15 protein-coding genes are annotated in these 18,623 nt (G+C 59.2%); 13 read left to right on the plus strand and 2 right to left on the minus strand.

What is annotated here, in order from left to right; all coding sequences use genetic code 11:
• The first annotated feature begins 105 nt into the window (after positions 1-105).
• The gene (locus FH08_RS0102925; RefSeq protein WP_031356882.1) at positions 106-1,122 is read left to right on the plus strand and encodes a GlxA family transcriptional regulator; all 1,017 of its coding nucleotides are present in this window, start codon (positions 106-108) and stop codon (positions 1,120-1,122) included.
• A gap of 40 nt (positions 1,123-1,162) precedes the next feature.
• On the opposite strand, the gene fdhA is transcribed toward FH08_RS0102925, so the two are convergent.
• Positions 1,163-2,362: a formaldehyde dehydrogenase, glutathione-independent gene (gene fdhA, locus FH08_RS0102930; protein WP_031356883.1), complete on the minus strand. Its 1,200-nt coding sequence runs from the start codon at positions 2,360-2,362 to the stop codon at positions 1,163-1,165.
• A 219-nt stretch (positions 2,363-2,581) separates the two neighbouring features.
• Between fdhA and betI the strand changes: the two genes are divergently transcribed.
• From betI to FH08_RS0102990, 12 genes are all read left to right on the plus strand, one after another.
• On the plus strand, positions 2,582-3,181 hold the full coding sequence (gene betI, locus FH08_RS0102935) for a transcriptional regulator BetI (RefSeq protein ID WP_031356884.1): 600 nt from the start codon (positions 2,582-2,584) through the stop codon (positions 3,179-3,181).
• Positions 3,182-3,192: 11 nt separating this feature from the next.
• Complete coding sequence (gene betB / locus FH08_RS0102940; RefSeq protein ID WP_031356885.1) at positions 3,193-4,662, plus strand: betaine-aldehyde dehydrogenase; 1,470 nt, start codon at positions 3,193-3,195, stop codon at positions 4,660-4,662.
• 11 nt (positions 4,663-4,673) lie between these two features.
• Positions 4,674-6,362, plus strand: coding sequence for a choline dehydrogenase (betA, locus tag FH08_RS0102945; protein ID WP_031356886.1), 1,689 nt, complete (start codon positions 4,674-4,676; stop codon positions 6,360-6,362).
• A 678-nt stretch (positions 6,363-7,040) separates the two neighbouring features.
• Entirely contained in the window at positions 7,041-8,432 is a 1,392-nt protein-coding gene (locus FH08_RS0102950; RefSeq protein WP_031356887.1) for an undecaprenyl-phosphate glucose phosphotransferase, read from the plus strand.
• Positions 8,433-8,520: 88 nt separating this feature from the next.
• On the plus strand, positions 8,521-9,669 hold the full coding sequence (locus FH08_RS0102955; RefSeq protein WP_035565153.1) for a polysaccharide biosynthesis/export family protein: 1,149 nt from the start codon (positions 8,521-8,523) through the stop codon (positions 9,667-9,669).
• Between the two features lie 34 nt (positions 9,670-9,703).
• Positions 9,704-10,153 (plus strand): low molecular weight protein-tyrosine-phosphatase, encoded by a 450-nt coding sequence (locus FH08_RS0102960; RefSeq protein WP_031356889.1) that lies wholly within the window; start codon positions 9,704-9,706, stop codon positions 10,151-10,153.
• A gap of 5 nt (positions 10,154-10,158) precedes the next feature.
• Positions 10,159-12,402, plus strand: coding sequence for a polysaccharide biosynthesis tyrosine autokinase (locus FH08_RS0102965; protein ID WP_031356890.1), 2,244 nt, complete (start codon positions 10,159-10,161; stop codon positions 12,400-12,402).
• Positions 12,399-13,847 (plus strand): hypothetical protein, encoded by a 1,449-nt coding sequence (locus tag FH08_RS0102970; protein ID WP_051887686.1) that lies wholly within the window; start codon positions 12,399-12,401, stop codon positions 13,845-13,847. Before FH08_RS0102965 ends, FH08_RS0102970 begins: the two co-directional genes overlap by 4 nt.
• Positions 13,844-14,911, plus strand: a complete 1,068-nt coding sequence (locus FH08_RS0102975) for a glycosyltransferase family 4 protein (protein ID WP_031356892.1) — start codon at positions 13,844-13,846, stop codon at positions 14,909-14,911. The genes FH08_RS0102970 and FH08_RS0102975 overlap by 4 nt, the downstream gene beginning before the upstream one ends.
• Positions 14,898-15,989 (plus strand): polysaccharide pyruvyl transferase family protein, encoded by a 1,092-nt coding sequence (locus FH08_RS0102980; protein ID WP_031356893.1) that lies wholly within the window; start codon positions 14,898-14,900, stop codon positions 15,987-15,989. Before FH08_RS0102975 ends, FH08_RS0102980 begins: the two co-directional genes overlap by 14 nt.
• Complete coding sequence (locus FH08_RS0102985; protein ID WP_235210272.1) at positions 15,949-17,130, plus strand: glycosyltransferase; 1,182 nt, start codon at positions 15,949-15,951, stop codon at positions 17,128-17,130. The genes FH08_RS0102980 and FH08_RS0102985 overlap by 41 nt, the downstream gene beginning before the upstream one ends.
• The gene (locus FH08_RS0102990) at positions 17,123-18,355 is read left to right on the plus strand and encodes a hypothetical protein (protein WP_035565157.1); all 1,233 of its coding nucleotides are present in this window, start codon (positions 17,123-17,125) and stop codon (positions 18,353-18,355) included. The genes FH08_RS0102985 and FH08_RS0102990 overlap by 8 nt, the downstream gene beginning before the upstream one ends.
• A gap of 1 nt (position 18,356) precedes the next feature.
• Here the strand turns inward: FH08_RS0102990 and FH08_RS0102995 are convergent, their stop codons facing one another.
• The gene (locus FH08_RS0102995; protein ID WP_031356896.1) at positions 18,357-18,620 is read right to left on the minus strand and encodes a hypothetical protein; all 264 of its coding nucleotides are present in this window, start codon (positions 18,618-18,620) and stop codon (positions 18,357-18,359) included.
• Positions 18,621-18,623: the final 3 nt, after the last annotated feature.

Consider the following 18,623-nt stretch of genomic DNA (forward strand, 5'->3'; position numbering starts at 1 on the left):
ATAGGGTTTAGCCTGATGGCATGCATGTTGCAAAGATCTACAAAATGTCCATAGTCGTGTCCCCACGACATAGCCACACCTTAGATTCGAAGGATTCCCTCCTCCATGTCCCCCGACCGAACCGCGTCGCTCGCGCATTTCGCGTTCATGCCGCTGCCTAATTTCACGATGATCGCGTTCACCAACGCCATCGAAGTGCTGCGCATGGCGAACTATCTGACCGGGCAGAAGCTTTACACGTGGTCGATCGTGAGCCCGGACGGTGGTCCCGTGGCAGCAAGCAATGGCCTCTCCGTCGATACCGGACCAGTCGAGTGCGTGGGGCAACCGGACATTGTGTTCGTGGTCGGCGGCATCGACGTCCAACGCGAAACCACGCCCGCACATCTGGCCGCGCTGCGCCGTTTTGCCCGGCTCGGCAGTGTGCTCGGCAGTCTCTGCACCGGCACCTATGCCCTTGCGCGCGCCGGTTTGCTCGCGGGTTATGCGTGCGCGATTCATTGGGAAAACATGTCGGCGTTGAAAGAGGAATTCCCGGAAACACGCTTTCTCAAAGAGCTATTCGTGATCGACCGGGACCGCGTGACGTGCACGGGCGGCGTCGCGCCGCTCGACATGATGTTGAACCTGATCGCCACGCGCGTGGGATCGGCGAAGGTCACGCAGATTGCGGAACAGTTCATCGTGGAGCACGTTCGCGATACCAGCGCTCAGCAACGCATGCCGCTGGTCGCGCGGCTGGGCTCGGCGAACAAGTCGCTGTTCGAAGTGATTTCGCTGATGGAGAACAACATCGAGGAGCCGTTGTCGCGCGAAGAGCTCGCACGGCTGGCGGGGATGTCGCAGCGGCAATTGCAGCGGCTGTTCCGCGAGCACCTTGGCATGACGCCGACGCATTACTATCTGACGCTGCGGCTGCGCCGCGCCCGTGAGTTGCTGCTGCAGACCGACATGTCGATCATGCATATCACGATGGCTTGCGGCTTTCAATCGGCCTGCCATTTCAGCAAGAGCTACCGTGATTCATTCGGCACGGCGCCCACGCGGGAACGCCGGCGCCAGTTGCCACCGCTCGCAGTCGTTGCCACTCCTTCGTTGGCAATTGCTCAAAACGCCGCTTAAGCTTCAACTCCAGCTAGAGCGGCGCCTTGAGCATGGACACTTAAGCCGCCTTCAACATCCCGTGCGGGTCGATCACGAACTTGCGCGGCGCACCGCCATCGAATTGCCGATACCCATCCGGCGCCTGATCGAGCGTCACCACTGAGACGTTAACAATATCCGCAATCGGCAGGCGATCCCACAAGATGGCTTGCATCAGGTTCTGGTTGTACTTCACGACCGGCGTCTGCCCGGTGAAGAACGAATGCGACTTCGCCCAGCCCAGGCCGAAGCGAATGCTCAGTGCACCCTTCTTCGCGGCTGCGTCGGCGGCGCCTGGATCGTCGGTGACATAGAGGCCCGGAATCCCGATTGCGCCCGCTACCCGCGTGATTTCCATCAGCGAATTCAGCACCGTGGCAGGCGCTTCCTGATGGCTTCCACTGCTGCCGTGACCATGCGCTTCGAAGCCGACGCAATCGACTGCGCAATCCACTTCCGGTGTGCCGAGAATGGCCGCAATCTGCTCACTGAGCGTTGCGTCCTTCGATAAATCCACAGTCTCGAAGCCGACCTTGCGCGCGTGCGCGAGTCGCTCTTCGTTCATGTCGCCGACAATCGTGCAAGCCGCGCCCAGCAAACGAGCGGACGCCGCCGCGGCCATTCCGACCGGACCCGCGCCCGCTATGTACACGGTCGAACCCGGCTTCACACCCGCCATCACGGCGCCGTGATAGCCCGTAGGCAGGATGTCGGAGAGGCACGTGAGATCGCGGATCTTCGACATCGCCTGGTCGCGGTCGGGAAACTTCAGGAGATTGAAGTCGGCGTACGGGACCATCACGTATTCCGCCTGGCCGCCAATCCAGCCGCCCATATCCACGTAACCATAGGCACCGCCCGGTCGCGACGGATTGACGTTCAGGCACACGCCCGTGTTCTGCGACTTGCAAGTCGGACAACGGCCGCATGCCACGTTGAACGGCACGGAAACCAGATCGCCAATTTGAAGCGTCTCCACGTCGCGCCCAATCTCAATCACCTCGCCAGTGATCTCGTGTCCGAGCACCAGGCCGACCTGGGCGGTCGTGCGACCGCGCACCATATGCTGGTCTGACCCGCAAATATTGGTCGTGACGACCTTGAGAATTACACCGTGGCCGATCTGCCGGCCGCGTGGATCAACCATCTTCGGATAGTCGATGGTTTGCACTTCAACCTTGCCCTGCCCCAAGTACACAACGCCGCGATTACTGCTCATTGCCTGTCTCCTTGTCTCGTGGACGATCCGCACGGCGATCAGCGCCATGCACCGCCTAACGAGCGTAGTCCTGTGGCGCACCACCGACGCGCATCGAACGCGACATGGGTTTGGCAGAATCCGACATCGCGGTTTTATATTGATTGACCAATCAATATAAAATACCTAGCATTCAATCCTGGTTTTCTCAACGCCACGTATATAAACCCCGTAAAACCCATGCCCAAGCTCGGAATGCGCGAAATCCGCCGGGCGCAGTTGATCGACGCCACGCTGCTGACCATCGACCATGCCGGTCTTGCCGGCACGACGCTGGCGTCGGTCGCGCAGCGCGCGAGCATTTCCACGGGTATCGTCAGTCATTATTTCGGCGACAAGGACAGCCTGCTCGAAGCCACCATGCGCCATGTGCTTCGAGACCTGTGGAACGCGACATCGCGCAGGCGCCGGGTCGCGAAGGACGAACCCCGCGCGCGCTTGCGCGCGGTGGTGGCGGCGAACTTCGATGCCGCGCAAGTCAGCAATCCGGTGATGAAAACGTGGCTTGCGTTCTGGTCGGAGAGCATGCACAAACCGCAATTGCGGCGCCTGCAGAACGTCAATACGCGCCGCCTGTATTCCAATTTGTGCGCCGATTTTTCCAAGGCGCTGCCCCGTGCCGCTGCCCGACGCGCCGCAAGCGGACTGGCCGCATTGATCGACGGCCTGTGGTTGCGCGGCGCGCTGTCGGGCGAGCCGTTCGACACGAAAGCGGCCATGCGCCTGGCCAATGATTACATCGACCTCGTGCTCGACACACGCGGCCGGACCCTCACTTAAAGGACTACGCCATGCCCGTTTTCGAATTGCAGCGCTTGTACATCGGCGGCGCTTACGTCGACGCCACCAGCGGCGAAACCTTTGACACGCTCGACCCGGCCACGGGTGAAACGCTGGCCAGCGTGCAACAAGCCAGCGCAGCGGATATCGATCGCGCCGTGCGCTCCGCTCGCGAAGGGCAGCGCGAATGGGCCGGCATGACCGCAATGCAACGCTCGCGCATCCTGCGTCGCGCGGTGGATATTCTGCGCGAACGCAACGACGAACTCGCAGCGCTCGAAACCCGCGATACCGGCAAGCCGATTGCCGAAACGCGAGCCGTGGATATTGTCACCGGCGCCGATGTCATCGAATACTACGCCGGGCTTGCAACGGCCATAGAAGGCCAGCAGATACCGTTGCGGCCAAGCTCGTTCGTCTATACGCGGCGCGAACCGCTTGGCGTGTGCGCGGGCATTGGCGCGTGGAATTATCCGATCCAGATCGCCTGCTGGAAGTCCGCGCCTGCGCTCGCCGCCGGCAACGCGATGATCTTCAAGCCCAGCGAAATCACGCCGCTCAGCACGTTGAAGCTCGCTGAGATCTATTCCGAAGCCGGCGTCCCCGCGGGCGTGTTCAACGTCGTGCAGGGTGATGGTCGTGTCGGCGCGTTGCTTGCCGCGCACCCGGACATCGCGAAGATCTCGTTTACGGGCGGTGTCGAGACGGGCAAGAAAGTAATGTCGATGGCCGGCGGTTCATCGCTGAAAGAAGTGACGATGGAACTGGGCGGCAAATCCCCGCTCGTCATTTTCGAGGACGCCAATCTCGAACGCGCCGCCGACATCGCGATGAGCGCCAACTTCTTCAGTTCCGGCCAGGTCTGCACGAACGGCACGCGTGTGTTCGTCCAGCGACCGGTGTACGAGCGCTTCGAAGCGCTCGTGCTGGAGCGTGTAAAGCGCATTCGCGTGGGCTCGCCAACGGACGCCAACACCAACTTCGGCCCGCTCGTCAGCGCAGCACAATTGCATAAGGTCCTGGGCTTTATTGAAAGCGGTAAGCAAGAAGGTGCGCGACTGATCGCCGGTGGATCGCGGATCACGCATGATGCATTCGCTCAAGGGCAATACGTCGAGCCGACCGTCTTCACTGATTGCCGCGACGATATGCGGATCGTGCGCGAAGAGATTTTCGGCCCTGTCATGAGCATCCTCGTGTTTGATGACGAAACCGAAGTAATTGAACGTTCCAACGCCACCGAATACGGCCTCGCCGCAGGCGTGGTCACGGAGAATCTGTCCCGTGCGCATCGCGTGATTCACGCCCTGCAAGCCGGCATCTGCTGGATCAATACGTGGGGCGAATCGCCCGCTGAAATGCCCGTGGGTGGATACAAGCAGTCGGGCGTCGGCCGCGAAAACGGCATTACCACGCTTGAGCACTACACGAGCATCAAGTCCGTGCAGGTCGAGCTGGGTCCCTACCAACCCGTATTCTAAGGAGCGACGCGATGAGCGCGAACGAGTTCGACTACATCGTCGTGGGCGCAGGTTCGGCAGGCAACGTGCTCGCCTCCCGTCTCACCGAAGACCCTGACGTGACCGTGCTGCTGCTTGAAGCGGGCGGTCCGGACTATCGCTTCGACTTCCGCACGCAGATGCCCGCCGCGCTGGCGTTCCCGCTGCAAGGACGGCGCTATAACTGGGCCTACGAAACGGATCCCGAACCGCACATGAATAACCGTCGCATGGAATGCGGACGCGGCAAGGGACTGGGCGGGTCGTCGCTGATCAACGGCATGTGCTACATCCGCGGCAATGCGCTGGACTACGACGGCTGGGCTGAGCGGAAAGGCCTTGAAAACTGGACCTATTCCGATTGCCTGCCGTATTTTCGCAAAGCGGAAACCCGCGATGCAGGGCCGAACCCTTATCACGGCGGCGATGGTCCGGTACACGTGACGACCTCGAAACCCGGCAACAATCCATTGTTCGCCGCGATGGTCGAAGCGGGCGTGCAGGCGGGCTATCCCCGCACCGATGATCTCAACGGTTACAGCCAGGAAGGTTTCGGCCCAATGGACCGGACTGTGACGCCGAAGGGCCGTCGCTCGAGTACCGCACGCGGATATCTCGACCGGGCGAAGGGCCGGCCGAATCTCACGATCGTCACACATGCCGTCACGGATCAGGTCTTGTTTGCCGGGAAAAAAGCGATCGGCGTGGCGTATTTGCATGGCGGCGAACGTGTCACCGCGCATGTGTGCCGCGAGGTACTGGTATGCAGCGGCGCGATTGCATCGCCGCAATTACTGCAGCGTTCGGGCGTGGGCCGGTCGACGTGGCTGCGGGAACTTGACGTGCCTTTAGTGCATGACCTGCCCGGCGTGGGTGAGAATCTCCAGGACCATCTGGAGATGTACATGCAATACGAGTGCCTTGAGCCCGTGTCGCTTTATCCTGCGCTGCAGTGGTGGAACCAGCCGCAGATCGGGCTCGAATGGATGTTGAACGGCACGGGCATTGGTGCGAGCAATCAGTTCGAGGCGGGCGGTTTTATCCGTACGCGCGACGACGACCTTTGGCCCAACATCCAATACCATTTCCTTCCGGTTGCGATCAATTACAACGGCTCGAACCCGATCAAGATGCACGGCTTCCAGGCGCACGTGGGTTCCATGCGATCGCCAAGCCGCGGCCGCATCAAGCTGAAGTCACGCGATCCGAACGCCCACCCGAGCATCCTGTTCAACTACATGTCGGACCCGCTAGACTGGCGTGAATTCCGTGACGCGATCCGCATTACGCGCGAGATCATGCATCAGCCGGCGCTTAAGAAATATCGGGGACGTGAACTGCATCCGGGCGCCGACCTCACGACCGACGATCAACTCGATGCGTTCGTGAGGCAACGTGCGGAGACAGCTTTTCATCCTTCATGCTCGTGCAAGATGGGTTATGACGACATGGCCGTGGTTGATAGCGAAGGCCGAGTGCACGGGCTCGAGTCGCTGCGCGTGGTGGATGCGTCGATCATGCCGCTAATCGTGACCGGCAACCTCAATGCGCCGACCATCATGCTGGCCGAAAAAATCGCGGACAAGATACGGGGACGTGAGCCGCTCGCTCGTGTTGATACGCCGTATTTCGTCGCGCATGGAGCCAGGGCGCGTCACGCGGAGACAATCGCCGCGATCTGATTAGCAGCGCTTATTGCAATTCAGTTTGAATCCTGGGGCATCCCGGCTTAGCGGCCGCGATGCCTTTTTTTGTTTTGCGTCATTCATTGACTGTCCGTTGCAATTTATAACGCCATTCGTCTTGCGAGCGACTATTAGGATTATGGCGATTTTAATTTTATAAGTCTTCAGCCAACTCTATATTTTATCGAGCACGCATCTCGAGGTATCTTGCCGAGTTAAATTTTGCACGTCATAACCGCGATGTTTTAAGAGTGCATGTTATTCATTTAAGACTCATCCGATCAGCATGCAGCCGCCGCGCAGGGACAATAGCATCGCTCGACAGCACGGCGAAGCTGCTCCATTGGTATCGGCCAACCGGGCCCGATTAGTTAGATTGGGCTTTCGCCGACTTACACGCGCTCACTGACTGCATTCGTATCGCGCTCATTTTTTGCCCGATTAACTGAATTTCAATTCAGATCAATTTGACATCCATAAGCCTATTCCGAAAGTAATCGAAAACCCGTTAATTCAATTATTCACTCAACTTAAATTGATCACAATGACTTTCAAAAATACAGGGCGAAACCGCAGGCGCGAAAGGCTTTGCGCCAGCCTGGCTCTGGTGACGAGGTCGATCGTGTTCTCCTTCGACGAAATTGGCATGCGCCGCCGGTTCGATTGGAATCGATCATGCTGACCCTGGGCGGACTGATCGCCCGTCTGCTGGATGTCGCGCTGATCCTCGGTGGCGCCGCGCTCGGCTGGACTATCCGCAGCGGTAGCCTCACGCCGGCAGCATCGGCAACCGCAGTCGCGGCGTCGACTACTGCGTTTTCAGCGGCGATCTCGCTCGCGTTGTTAGCTGCTGTCGGCGTATATCAGTCACGGCCTGCGCGATCGCTTTCCTCGTTTGCCGGACAGATCCTGTTCGCTTGGCTCGCCACCCAGATCTGCACGGTGCTCGTGATGTTCTCGATCCACCGCGTCGATCTCGTATCGCGTCTCTGGTTCGGATACTGGACCGTTGCCACCGCTGTTGCGTTGATAACGTCACGGCTGATTGCGCACATCGTTCTGAGTCGGACCCGCCATGCCCGTTTGAATCTGCGCCGCGTTGCGATTGCCGGAACTCGCGAGCAATGCGATGCCTTGATGCGCAAGATGCAAGCAGCACCTGATTCGGCCTTTCGCCCAGTCATGACGCTCGATCTTCACGCAACATGTGGAATGTCGGATGCAGCTGTTCCACGTTATGCCTCAACGCAAGCGTTCGTACAGCGTGTCCGCTCGGAAAACGTTCGTGAACTCTGGCTCGCGCTGGCGTTATCGGAAGAGCCGCGAATTGCTGCGCTGGTGGATGAGTTCAGGAACGACCTCATCAACATCCGCTTCTTCCCCGACGTACGCAGCCTCGCCCTGTTCGACGGCGGAGTTATCGATCTGCTCGGTGTGCCCGCGATCAACCTGGTTGCATCGCCGCTGTCGCCGCTGGCGCTCGCCAAGAAGGACATCTTCGACCGCGCATTCGCTGCACTTGCCCTCCTCGCGGTGGCGCCGCTGATGCTCGTGATTGCCCTCGCGGTGAAGCTCTCCTCGCGCGGACCGGTGTTATTCACCCAACGCCGCAAAGGCGCCGACGGTGATGTCTTCCGGATCTTCAAGTTCCGTTCGATGACCGTACACGCTTTGGAGACCGGGGTGCTCAAGCAAGCAATCCGCAACGATCCCCGCGTGACTCGGGTCGGGGCTTTTCTCCGTCGGACCAGCCTCGATGAGCTGCCGCAATTCTTCAACGTGCTGATCGGCGATATGTCGGTGGTCGGTCCAAGACCTCATGCGATCGAACATGACGCGCTGTATCAAACGGTCGTCGATGACTACATCCATCGCTATCGCATCAAGCCCGGGATTACCGGCTGGGCGCAAGTCAACGGCTTCCGCGGTGAAACCGACGGCATCGAAAAAATGCAGGGCCGCGTGGACCACGATCTGTACTACCTGCGCAACTGGTCGTTCGCGCTCGACATGCGCATCGTGATCGCGACTGTCATGAAAGGGCTGAAGCACAGCAATGCTTACTGACGGCCGCCAAGAAATTCGTATTCAAGCGCTGGCGCCTTCAACGAACAAGGATCGCGAGCCACACCTCAATCAATCAAGGAAGGCCCTAATGAAATCATCAATTACCCAACCCCACACGGGCTTGCGCCGTCTGCTTGCCGCGGGCGTTACCGGCACCGTGTTGTCCGGTTGCGCACTGGCGCCCGGTCTGAACATTCACGGGAACGATGTTGGAACGGCCTTCCAGACCGGTGAGAAAACGGAGCAGCAAGAACCAGCCGTTCCAATCAGCGAAATCGACGTGACGTTGCTCAGGCAAATGCGCGAAGCCGCGCGGACCGTCTCATCGTCCTCCGCATCGCTGATCACCGCGCCAACGCCCTATGTGCTTGGCCCGGGCGACGTTCTGAATATCACCGTTTGGGATCATCCCGAGCTGGCTGCCGCGCAATCTGGACCATCGCAGACGGTCACACGTGCAGCGGATCCGGTCGCAGGTTTCGTCATCGACCAGCAGGGCAACGTGATGTTCCCGTATGCGGGACGAGTCCATGTGGCCGGAATGCGCGCCGAGGATGCTCAAGCCGTATTGGCGAAGGCGCTCACCAAATCGTTTTTCGAGCCGCAGGTGACGCTTCGCGTGGCTTCTTATCGCGCAGCACAAGTGTACGTGGACGGCGAAATTCATACGCCGGGAGCTCAGTCAATCAACGACATCCCGATGGGACTTTACGAAGCCATCAGCCGCGCAGGCGGTTTCAGCGCGACCGCCGATCAAAGCAGGATGGTGCTCGTGCGCGACGGCGTTTCGCATTCGATCAACCTGTCCCAGTTGCTCGAGCGCGGGCAGAACCCGTCGGACATCGTGCTCCGGAGCGGTGACGTCCTGCGCGTTCCGGCACGCGATGAAAGCGGGGTCTTCGTCATGGGTGAAGTGAACAAGCCGTCGACTGCGGTGCCCATGCGAAACGGCAAACTGACGCTTGCCGACGCGCTTGCGCAAGCGGGCAGCGTCACCGCGAACTCATCGGACCCGGGGCAGGTGTATGTGATCCGCGGCTCGATCAGTGACGAGCCGCTGGTCTTCCATCTCGATGCGAAATCACCCGTCTCGATGGTCCTCGCCAATCAGTTCGATCTGGAGCCACGCGATGTGGTCTACGTCGATAGCGGCAACCTCGTGCGTTTCAGCCGCATCCTCAGCCTGTTGATGCCCGCGGTCAACGCCGGCCTCACGGCAGCAGTGGTAGCGAAATGATGGCCGCCGCGAATCTAACCAAAGCGTCGCTGGCATGAAAACCATCCTCGTATTGTGCATCGGCAATATCTGTCGAAGCCCAATGGCCGAAGCACTGCTGTTGCGCGCGTTGCCCGGCATGACGGTTCGCTCCGCCGGCCTCGAAGCAATGATCGGCGAGCCCGCCGATCCCACCTCGATCGCATTGATGTCCGAAGCAGGACTGAATATCTCGGCGCACCGGGGCCAGCAAGTCAACTCGGCGCTGGTGACCCATGCGGACCTGATCCTGGTGATGGACCGGCAGCAGAAACAAGAGGTGTATCGGCGTTATCCAACGTCGGCGGGAAAGGTGTTTTGTCTCGGAGAGCACGAAGGGACCGACATCCCGGATCCGTATCGCCAACCTCGCGCTTCCTTTGAACACGCGCTCCATTTGATCGAGCTGAGCGTCAACAGTTGGCTGCCCCCGATTCGGGCGCTACAAGAACCGAATAAAGAGTAATTCTGATGAAACAAGAAAACACGAAAACCACGGTCGCGTTGTCACCTGTCGAGGAACTCGACCTCGTTCGCTATCTGGATGTGCTGCTCGCGAACCGTCGCGTCATTGGCGTAGTCACCGCTATTACCCTCGCCATCGGCGTGGCGTACGCGGTCATCACACCGCCCGTGTACGAAGCCGACATGCTGATCCAGGTCGAAGACAACGGTATGAACGCAAGCAGCCTGTTGGGCGACGCATCGTCTCTGTTCGACGTCAAGACGCAGGCTGCAGCGGAACTTGAAATACTGCGCTCGCGCATGGTGGTCGGGAAGGCGGTGGATTCGCTGCAACTCTATATCGATACTAAACCGAAGTATTTTCCGGTCATCGGTTCATGGATTGCCAGCCGCAACAAACACCTCTCCAATCCGGGACTTTTCGGCAAGGGAGGTTACGTATGGGGTGCGGAGTCGCTGCAGATCGCAACCTTCGATGTCCCCAAGTCGATCGAAGGTGAAACGATCACGCTGACCGTGCTGAACGACGGTAGTTTCCAGCTCGACAACCCTGATCTCGCGCAGCCGATCCGTGGTCACGTTGGTGTTCCTTTGCAGGTTACGCAGGACGTCGGCACGTTCCGCCTGCTCGTCACCGAACTTCACGCCAAGCCCGGCGCGCAATTCATTCTCGTGCGCAACTCGCAACCCAAGACGGTGTCGAGCCTGCAGCAAGATCTGAACATCACGCCTAAAGGGAAGCAAAGCGGGATCATTGGCGCCACGCTCCGTGGGACCGATGCATCGCTGACAGCAACCATCCTGAATCAGATCGGGCAGGAATACGTGACGCAGAACGTCGAACGCAGGTCGGCGGAAGCACAAAGCTCCCTCTCCTACCTCGAAGGCGAGATGCCGCGCCTCAAGGCGAAGCTGAGCGCCGCCGAGGATAGCTACAACGCACTTCGCAACAAGAGCGGCACCTTTAATTTGAGTCAGGAAGGCACGGCATATCTGCAGGAAAGCGTCGCATCAGAGACCGCGTTACTCGCGCTGAAACAGCAGAAGGCTGAGTTGTTGACACGCTTTGCGCCTGGTCATCCGGCATTGCGCGCACTCGACAAGCAGATTGACGCTGTGAGCGCAAAAAGCAGCAGCGTATCGACCCGCATGAAGACATTGCCCAACCTCGAACAGAATTCGTTGCGGCTCATGCGCGATCTTCAGGTCGATAGCGATAACTACGTCAACGTCGTGAATAACGTCGAGCGCCTGAAGCTGGTGAAGGCGGGCAAGGTCGGGACCGTCCGTCAGATCGACTTTGCCAATATCCCCGAAGAACCTGTCAAACCGCGTAAGGCAATGGTCCTCGCCCTGGCGGCAATCATCGGCCTGATGCTGGGTGTGGTCGCCGCATTTGTTCGCGATGGTCTGTTTGGCGGCGTGACCAACGCGCACGAGATCGAGCAACACACCGGCATGAAAGTGTATGGCACGGTACCGTTCTCTCCCGCGCAACTGACACACGCCAAGGCTATTCATGCACGTCTTCCGGGCGTGCATCTGCTGGCGGTATCGGGGCCAACCGACGCGCCCATCGAAAGCCTGCGCAGTTTCCGCACCGCGTTGCAGTTCGGGATGCTCGGAGCCGCGAACAATCGCGTGGTAATCACCGGGCCCACGGCATCCATCGGCAAGTCTTTTGTATCCGCGAACCTCGCGGCCGTACTCGCTGCCGCCGGCAAGCGTGTCCTGCTGGTCGATGCAGACTTGCGCAAGGGCTACCTTAACCAGTACTTCGGCAAGCAACGCACGTCCGGCCTGTCCGATCTGCTGATAGACACCGCGACCATAGACGACGTGGTTCATCGCGACGTAACCGCCGGACTCGACTTCATCGGCACGGGCGTCTTGCCGCCGAACTCCGCCGACCTTGTGCAGAGCGAGCGCATGGCGCGCCTCTTGGACCAGTTGAGCGAACGATATGACCTGGTGATCGTCGATACACCACCGGTCCTCGCCGTCTCGGATACCGCCAACATTGCCGCCCATTGCGCGACGGTATTCCTGGTCGGGCGTTTCAAGCGCACGACTATCGGCGAACTGCTTGAAACGACGAAGCAACTCGAACAGGCAAACGTAGCTGTCAAAGGCGTGATCTTCAATGGCCTCGACTCCAAGGGTTTGCGTTACGGCTCCAAGTACGGTCAATACCGCTATGTGGCATATGAGTACGACGCGCCGGGCAAGGGAAAGGGGTCGAAAAAATGACCGCCAGCCTGATACAACGCCGCGAACAGGCTTCCGTACCCATGCTTCTGCTCGCGGCGGGCGGCATCCTGATTGCGGTCGCCGCGCTGTTTCTCGGCAAGATCACCGGCGTGACCGCCATACTGGCGGCCATTCTGGCTGTGAGCATTCTCGCGATCCGTCCGCGCAATGAATTGCTGCGTCTGTTCAAGCTCTTCCTGCTCGCGACCTTCTGTGTCCTTCCCGCCTGGCAACTCGCCGCCGGCGACGAGATCTATCTCAATCTGCTCCCGCAAGACAGTACGGCGGTCATGCTGTGGTTCTTGCTCAGCATTGCCGGGGTCTGGTTTCTGAAGCTCTCGCTGGACGTCGCGCAGCGTCGTCTGGCGCCGATTGATCCCATCGCCTATGGGCAGACAGGCGTCACGGGACTGGTGTACTTTTTCGCTCTGGCTTCGGTTGCCGCCATCGTGCTCATCTATGTGAAGCTCGGGGGTTACGCAAATATTGTCGAGCTCTACGACGAAAGACTTCAAAACTCCGTCACCGACTACGACCCGCTCGGCGGCCTCGGCATGGTCCAGGCGCTCGCGAACACTGCGCCGCTCTGGATCTTTGTATGCCTGACGCTGCGCCCGCGCTGCAGCAAGCTGATGACAGTATTCGCATTCGCCCAGTTGGGTGTACTCGGCTGGTTGTCTTCAGGTGTGTTCGGAAATCGCCAGGGCATCATATTCGTCTACCTGTTTGCAGCATTGCTCTATCACTTCCTGATCGCACCCGTTAGCCGCCGTGCGGCGAAAACCTCGGCCGTTTTGCTGGCGGTAATCGCATTGGCCCTGATGCCGTTGAAGTTTGGCGTCGATTATTCCGACCTGGGTGAACTGACCGAACGATTCGCGGATCAACGCGCGCTCGAACTCAGCATGGGCCCGGTCAGCTTCTTCCTGTTTCGCGATCTTTCACGCTTCGACGTACAAGCGCAAACAATCGAAACGGTGATGAAGACCTCCTACGATTTGCCTATGGGACGAAGCTTCGCGGGAGCCACCGCCTCGATCGTGCCGAAAGCGATATGGGATGACCGTCCCGCCACATTCGCTCAGGAAAAAAGCGACATTGTGAGCGACGTCCAGTCATCCGGCGGTGACGAAACCACGCTTTTGTTCGGCATGCCCGGTGAATTTCTGGCGAACTTCGGCTTGATCGGCTACGTGCTTGCCTTCGTATTTCCTGCATTGTTGTTAGTCGCTGTCAACGCGTTAAGCGACTCGCGTCACCGAAAATGGCTGCCGATGAAAATAGTCCTGATGCCGCTGCCATTCCTGTTCTTTCTGTTTGATTCCAACGTCATCGCTTATTACGTCGTGCGCTGGATCGTCTTGTTCGCGCTGCCGATGGCCTTGGTGTTGAGGTTCTCCGAGCGAGGCCAAGACACCGTCGCCTTCGGAGGGCGCATGTCATGAAAATCGTTCATGTAGTTGAAACGTGGACCGGCGGCATTGCAACTTATGTGCAGACGCTGGCTATCAAGCAACGTGATCTTGGCCACCACGTAACGCTTCTTTGCGACTTGGGAAAATTAGAGGATGGTTTGCATATCGAGGGCGTGGACATAGTCCATTATCGATCGAGCCGCAACCCTGCCAGATTCTGGTCGATCTCGCGACGCCTGCAACGCTGCATAGCGTCGTTGTATGCCAATGTTGTCCACTGCCATAGTTCGTTTCCAGGCATGTATGTGCGGATGAGAAACCATGCGGGCGTCAGGATCATCTATACGCCACATGCATGGTCGTTCCTCAAGACGGACGTGACGACACCGGCCAAGTGGGGGTATGGTCTCGTCGAACGCATGCTCGCGCGACGCTGCGACCAGATTCTCTGCATGTCGTTTGACGAACTGCGCGCCGCGCGCAGATATCGGATTCCGGCTGAGAAGATCGAGTTCATCTATACCGGCATTGCTTCCGACGAATATGTCTATGCCCCGAAGCAAAGAGGTGAAACCAATTCGATCAAAGTGGGATATTTCGGACGCCTTGATTATCAAAAAGGCTTTGATGTGGTTCTTGAAGCATTACCGTTGCTTGATGCAAGCCTCGAGCTTCATGCATACGGCGCGGCGGTGCGCGGCGGAATCGACGCTAACAACAACGCAAGTGACGACACCCGCATTACGTATCACGGCTGGCTCAACGCCGCAGGTATCCGGCGCGCGATGCAGGAGATGGATGTGGTCGTGGTGCCCTCGCGCTGGGAAGGGCTTGCGCTCGTCCCTATTGAAGCCATGCGGGCGGGAAAGGTCATTGTTGTATCCGGAGAAAGCTCGTTGCCTGAGCAGGTCATCCATGGTTACAACGGCGTCATCCTCCGCGAACTGAGTGGCCATTGCCTGGCCGACAACCTCAACCGGCTGACGCTGGATGAGTGCCGGCGCATGGGCACAAACGCACGTCACGTCTTCGAAAGTACGTTTCAGATTGATCGTTTCCTCAACACCCTGATGAGTTGCTATGAACGCCCCTGAGTACTATCTGCTGCACGCCTATAGCTCGCACAACAGCGGCGACGGACTGCTGGTCAAACTGAGCCTGAAGGCGATCCGCGCTGCGGGCGTGACCCGGACAATCACGGTGGTGTGTCTGGACAAGGCTTCATTCGCAGGCTATCTGAACGACCCGAGTATCAAGCTGGTATCTCTGGGCGAGTTCTTGTGGTCCAGGATTCGCAACGCATTCTCACGCCGCCGGAGTGTCTATTTTGGCGTGGGCGGCGGCTACCTGCGCGCATCGAGCAAGTCAGAAGGCTGGAAGTCGTTCATTGCGCATGGTAGCCAGATTTTCATGTCTAGCATCGGCGGCCGTAGCCTCCGAATTTATTTCCCTCAAAGCGTGGGACCGTTCGATACGCGTCCCGGCAAAATGCTGGCTTCGCTGGTGCGCCGCCATGTCGAACGTATTTTCCTGCGCGACGACAAGAGCGTGACCGAACTCGCACACCCCGGTGCAACCCGAACAGGCGACCTCGTAGTCCTGGAAATTGCCAGGGAAGCGATGGAGGGTACGCTAAGACGCCCCGCCGCTGTCGCACCGCAGGTCTACCTGGTCTTTCGCGACCTGCAGGGTAAGCCGTATCGCGATGCTTATCTGCAACGCATCCGCGCGCTCATGGCGCTTCTTCCCGATGCAAAGCTGGCCGTCCAGGCGCGCGGCCGCGGCAATAGCGACGACGTGTTCTATCGCGAGCATCTCGGTGTGAACGACGCGGTGCTGCTCAAGGACGTGCTTGCCGAGGGCAACGCAATAGTCGTCTCAGTGCGGCTGCACGGGAGCCTGGAGAGCATTCTGGCCGGCGTGCCAAGCGTGCATCTGGCCTATGAGCGCAAAGGCCGTGCCGCGTTCGCCGATCTTGGCCTGGATGACTTCGCGTTTCATGCGAGCGACTTCGACCCGCAAGCTGTCGCTGATGCAGTGCAATCCATTGTGCTCGATGAGGAGCAGTACTGGTCGCGTGTCGAGCGCAGTGCGCAGCACAGTCATCAGTCTTTTGTGGAGGCCATCAAACATGAACTGCGAGCGTTCGATCACGCTGATCATGGACGGTAACTTCCGCCGCGTAGGCAGTCAGATCATCAGCCCACATATGGGCTATGCACGTTTTGGCGCGCGTTTTTCTGAAAGCTTCGACGACGTCGTCATCGTCGCACGTTCGTTTCCTGCCGCTGAAGCGATTGGAGAAAGCGTCGTGGGTGAACGGGTTTCCTTCGTAGACCTGGGTGCTAACCGCGGCGCGTCGGGACTCGTCAAGAGCTTGCCGCGTTTGCTGATTCGGCTTTACCGTGAAATCTCGGCGGCATCGATTGTGCTGATCCGGTTCCCCGGCAATATCGCGTCACTTGCCCTACTGCTGTGCCTGATAAGCGGCAAGCGCTTCTCGGTTGAAGTGGTCGCCGATCCCGCCGATTATTTCAGCGCGGCGGCATCGAAGCATCCATTGCGTTCGATTGCGGGATTCGTTCATCGCTGGACCACGCGCCTTGCGGCAAGGCGTGCGGTCACCGTTCGCTACGTCACGCGCGACTATTTGCAAATTCGCTACCCCGCGCAGAGCCCGGACAAGATGTTCGGTTTCAGCGATGTCCATCTTCGCGACTCATTATTTCAGACATCCGGCGTGCGCACTGCGGCGCCCGATGGGCACCTGCGAATCATCAACACCGCCATGATGCACAACCACAGCAAAGGCCATCTGGTCCTGCTTGAGGCCATGGCAGAGCTACGTCGTCGAGCCGTCGATTGTTCTCTGACCTTGATCGGCGACGGCGCGCGGCGCACTGAGTTCGAAGCGCAGGCGGCGAGGCTCGGGGTCTCCGATAACGTACGTTTCCTGGGGCTTATCGATGCGGACAGCGTAGCCGCTCATGTCGCGCAACATGACTTGTTCGTGCTGCCCTCTTATCAGGAAGGTATGCCGCGCGCCATGCTGGAAGCAATGGCTGCCGGCACGCCGGTCATTGCGTCAAACGTCGGGGGCATTTCTGAAGTGTTGTGCGAGACAAGCATGGTGCCTGCGGGCGATGTCATCGCGTTGGCAACGCGCATCGAAACACTGGCCCGCGACAGGACGCTGCTGGCTACGCGCGCTGAAACTGATCGCGAGGCGACGCGACCCTTTGGCTACTCGGCGTTGCAATCGCGCTATCGCGCGTATTGCGCGGCGCTCGCCCGGGCTCATCTTCATGCGTAAGGATCTGGTGTACGTCACGCTCGGCTCCGCGCTGCCCGCCATCAGCAACTTCTTCGCGGTCGTGTTCGCGCTGAGATATCTCGATGCCGCGTGGCTAGGCCGTTCGTACGCGCTGCTGGCGTTGTTCTTCGTGTCGATAGATGTGTTCAACTTCGGATCCGCACGGCTTTATAGCGTCGCAAAAATTAGTGATCGCTTCTCGAGCTTGCTGTTCCTGGATGCGCTCAGTGCGACCGGTTCCACGCTGTTTTTTATCGTGGCGACAAGCATTCTGTCGCGTTACGGTGCCATTGCGATGCCGCATCTTTTGCCCGCACTCGTGACGGCTCCGGTGGGATACGCGATGTCCCATTTTGCGCTCGGCTATTTGCGTCTCAATGGCGGCAATGGTGCAATATGCGCGGTCTCAACGGTGTCCGCGCTCAGCCGTTGCGCGGTGGTCTGGCTTGTCGCCAGGAATGCGTCCTGGTCGCCGTATCTTCCCGACCTGCTGCTGATGATCGAGGGTTCGTACGGGGCCATGCTGCTAGGCACTTATCTGGTTTTACGCCGACGCGATAAAGTCAGTCAGCGCAGCACTTCCGGATTAGCCGCAATCCCGCAACTGGCTAAACTTGGCGGCAAGGAACTGATCAGCAGCTGGTATTCGAATGCGATCTTCTCGGGAGCGAAACACCTCGATGTCATCATCGCGGTGATGCTTCTCGGGCCTGCAGGGGCCGCGCTGTATCGCGGGGCGAAAAGCGTGCATAACCTCGCGTTCAATCTAGGGCAAGCGCTCGCGCTTGTCGTCCATTCGCGCATGCGGGGATGGTTTTTAACGTCGGCGAAACGCCTTTCTGTTTCGTTGGGCTTCGCGCTTGGCGCGTCAGCGTTTGCCTTGCTCGCCCTGGCGACGCTCTGCGCCTACAAAATAAGGCTATTCCCCACGGCGAGTCTTGGCGCACCCTCGATTCAATGGTTGTTTCTCTTGCTGATCTTCACGGGCGCCGCGCTTATGTTCGCCTGCCGGATCACCTCTCTGATGGTGTTCTCAATCAGCAAGAGATCGTTCCTCATCCTCTCGACCATGGAGGTCGCCGCCTCGCTCTCGCTGCTTTCGGCACTCTGTGTCGCCTTCGGCGTGGTGGGTGCCGCGTTGTCCGTCGCAGTGTCGTGCGGGTGTGTGCTGGCTTCGTCGTTGATGGTTGTGCGGCGTTCGTTCGGCATTCAGGCTGCGCGCTAAATCAACTCTCGAACCGCGCACGCGCGGCCATCGCTATGCGCGCGATCGTCTCGGTGCTCAAGCGTTCTGCCACCTTGTGAACATACTCATGATGACGCGGCTCGAGCGGCGCACCGAGATACTGGGCATGCAGATAACGGATCAACGCAATCCGCCGATGCCCGAGCGCAAGGCTGCGATCGAGCAACGCGAGCGCCGCATGAGGATCATGCTGCTCGCACGCAAGCTGCGAAAGTCCGGCGGTTTGAACGCGCGTCGACGTCATGGC

Origin of the sequence: Caballeronia sordidicola (assembly GCF_000729995.1) — a bacterium.
In the GTDB taxonomy this organism is placed as follows: Bacteria; Pseudomonadota; Gammaproteobacteria; order Burkholderiales; family Burkholderiaceae; genus Caballeronia; species Caballeronia sordidicola_A.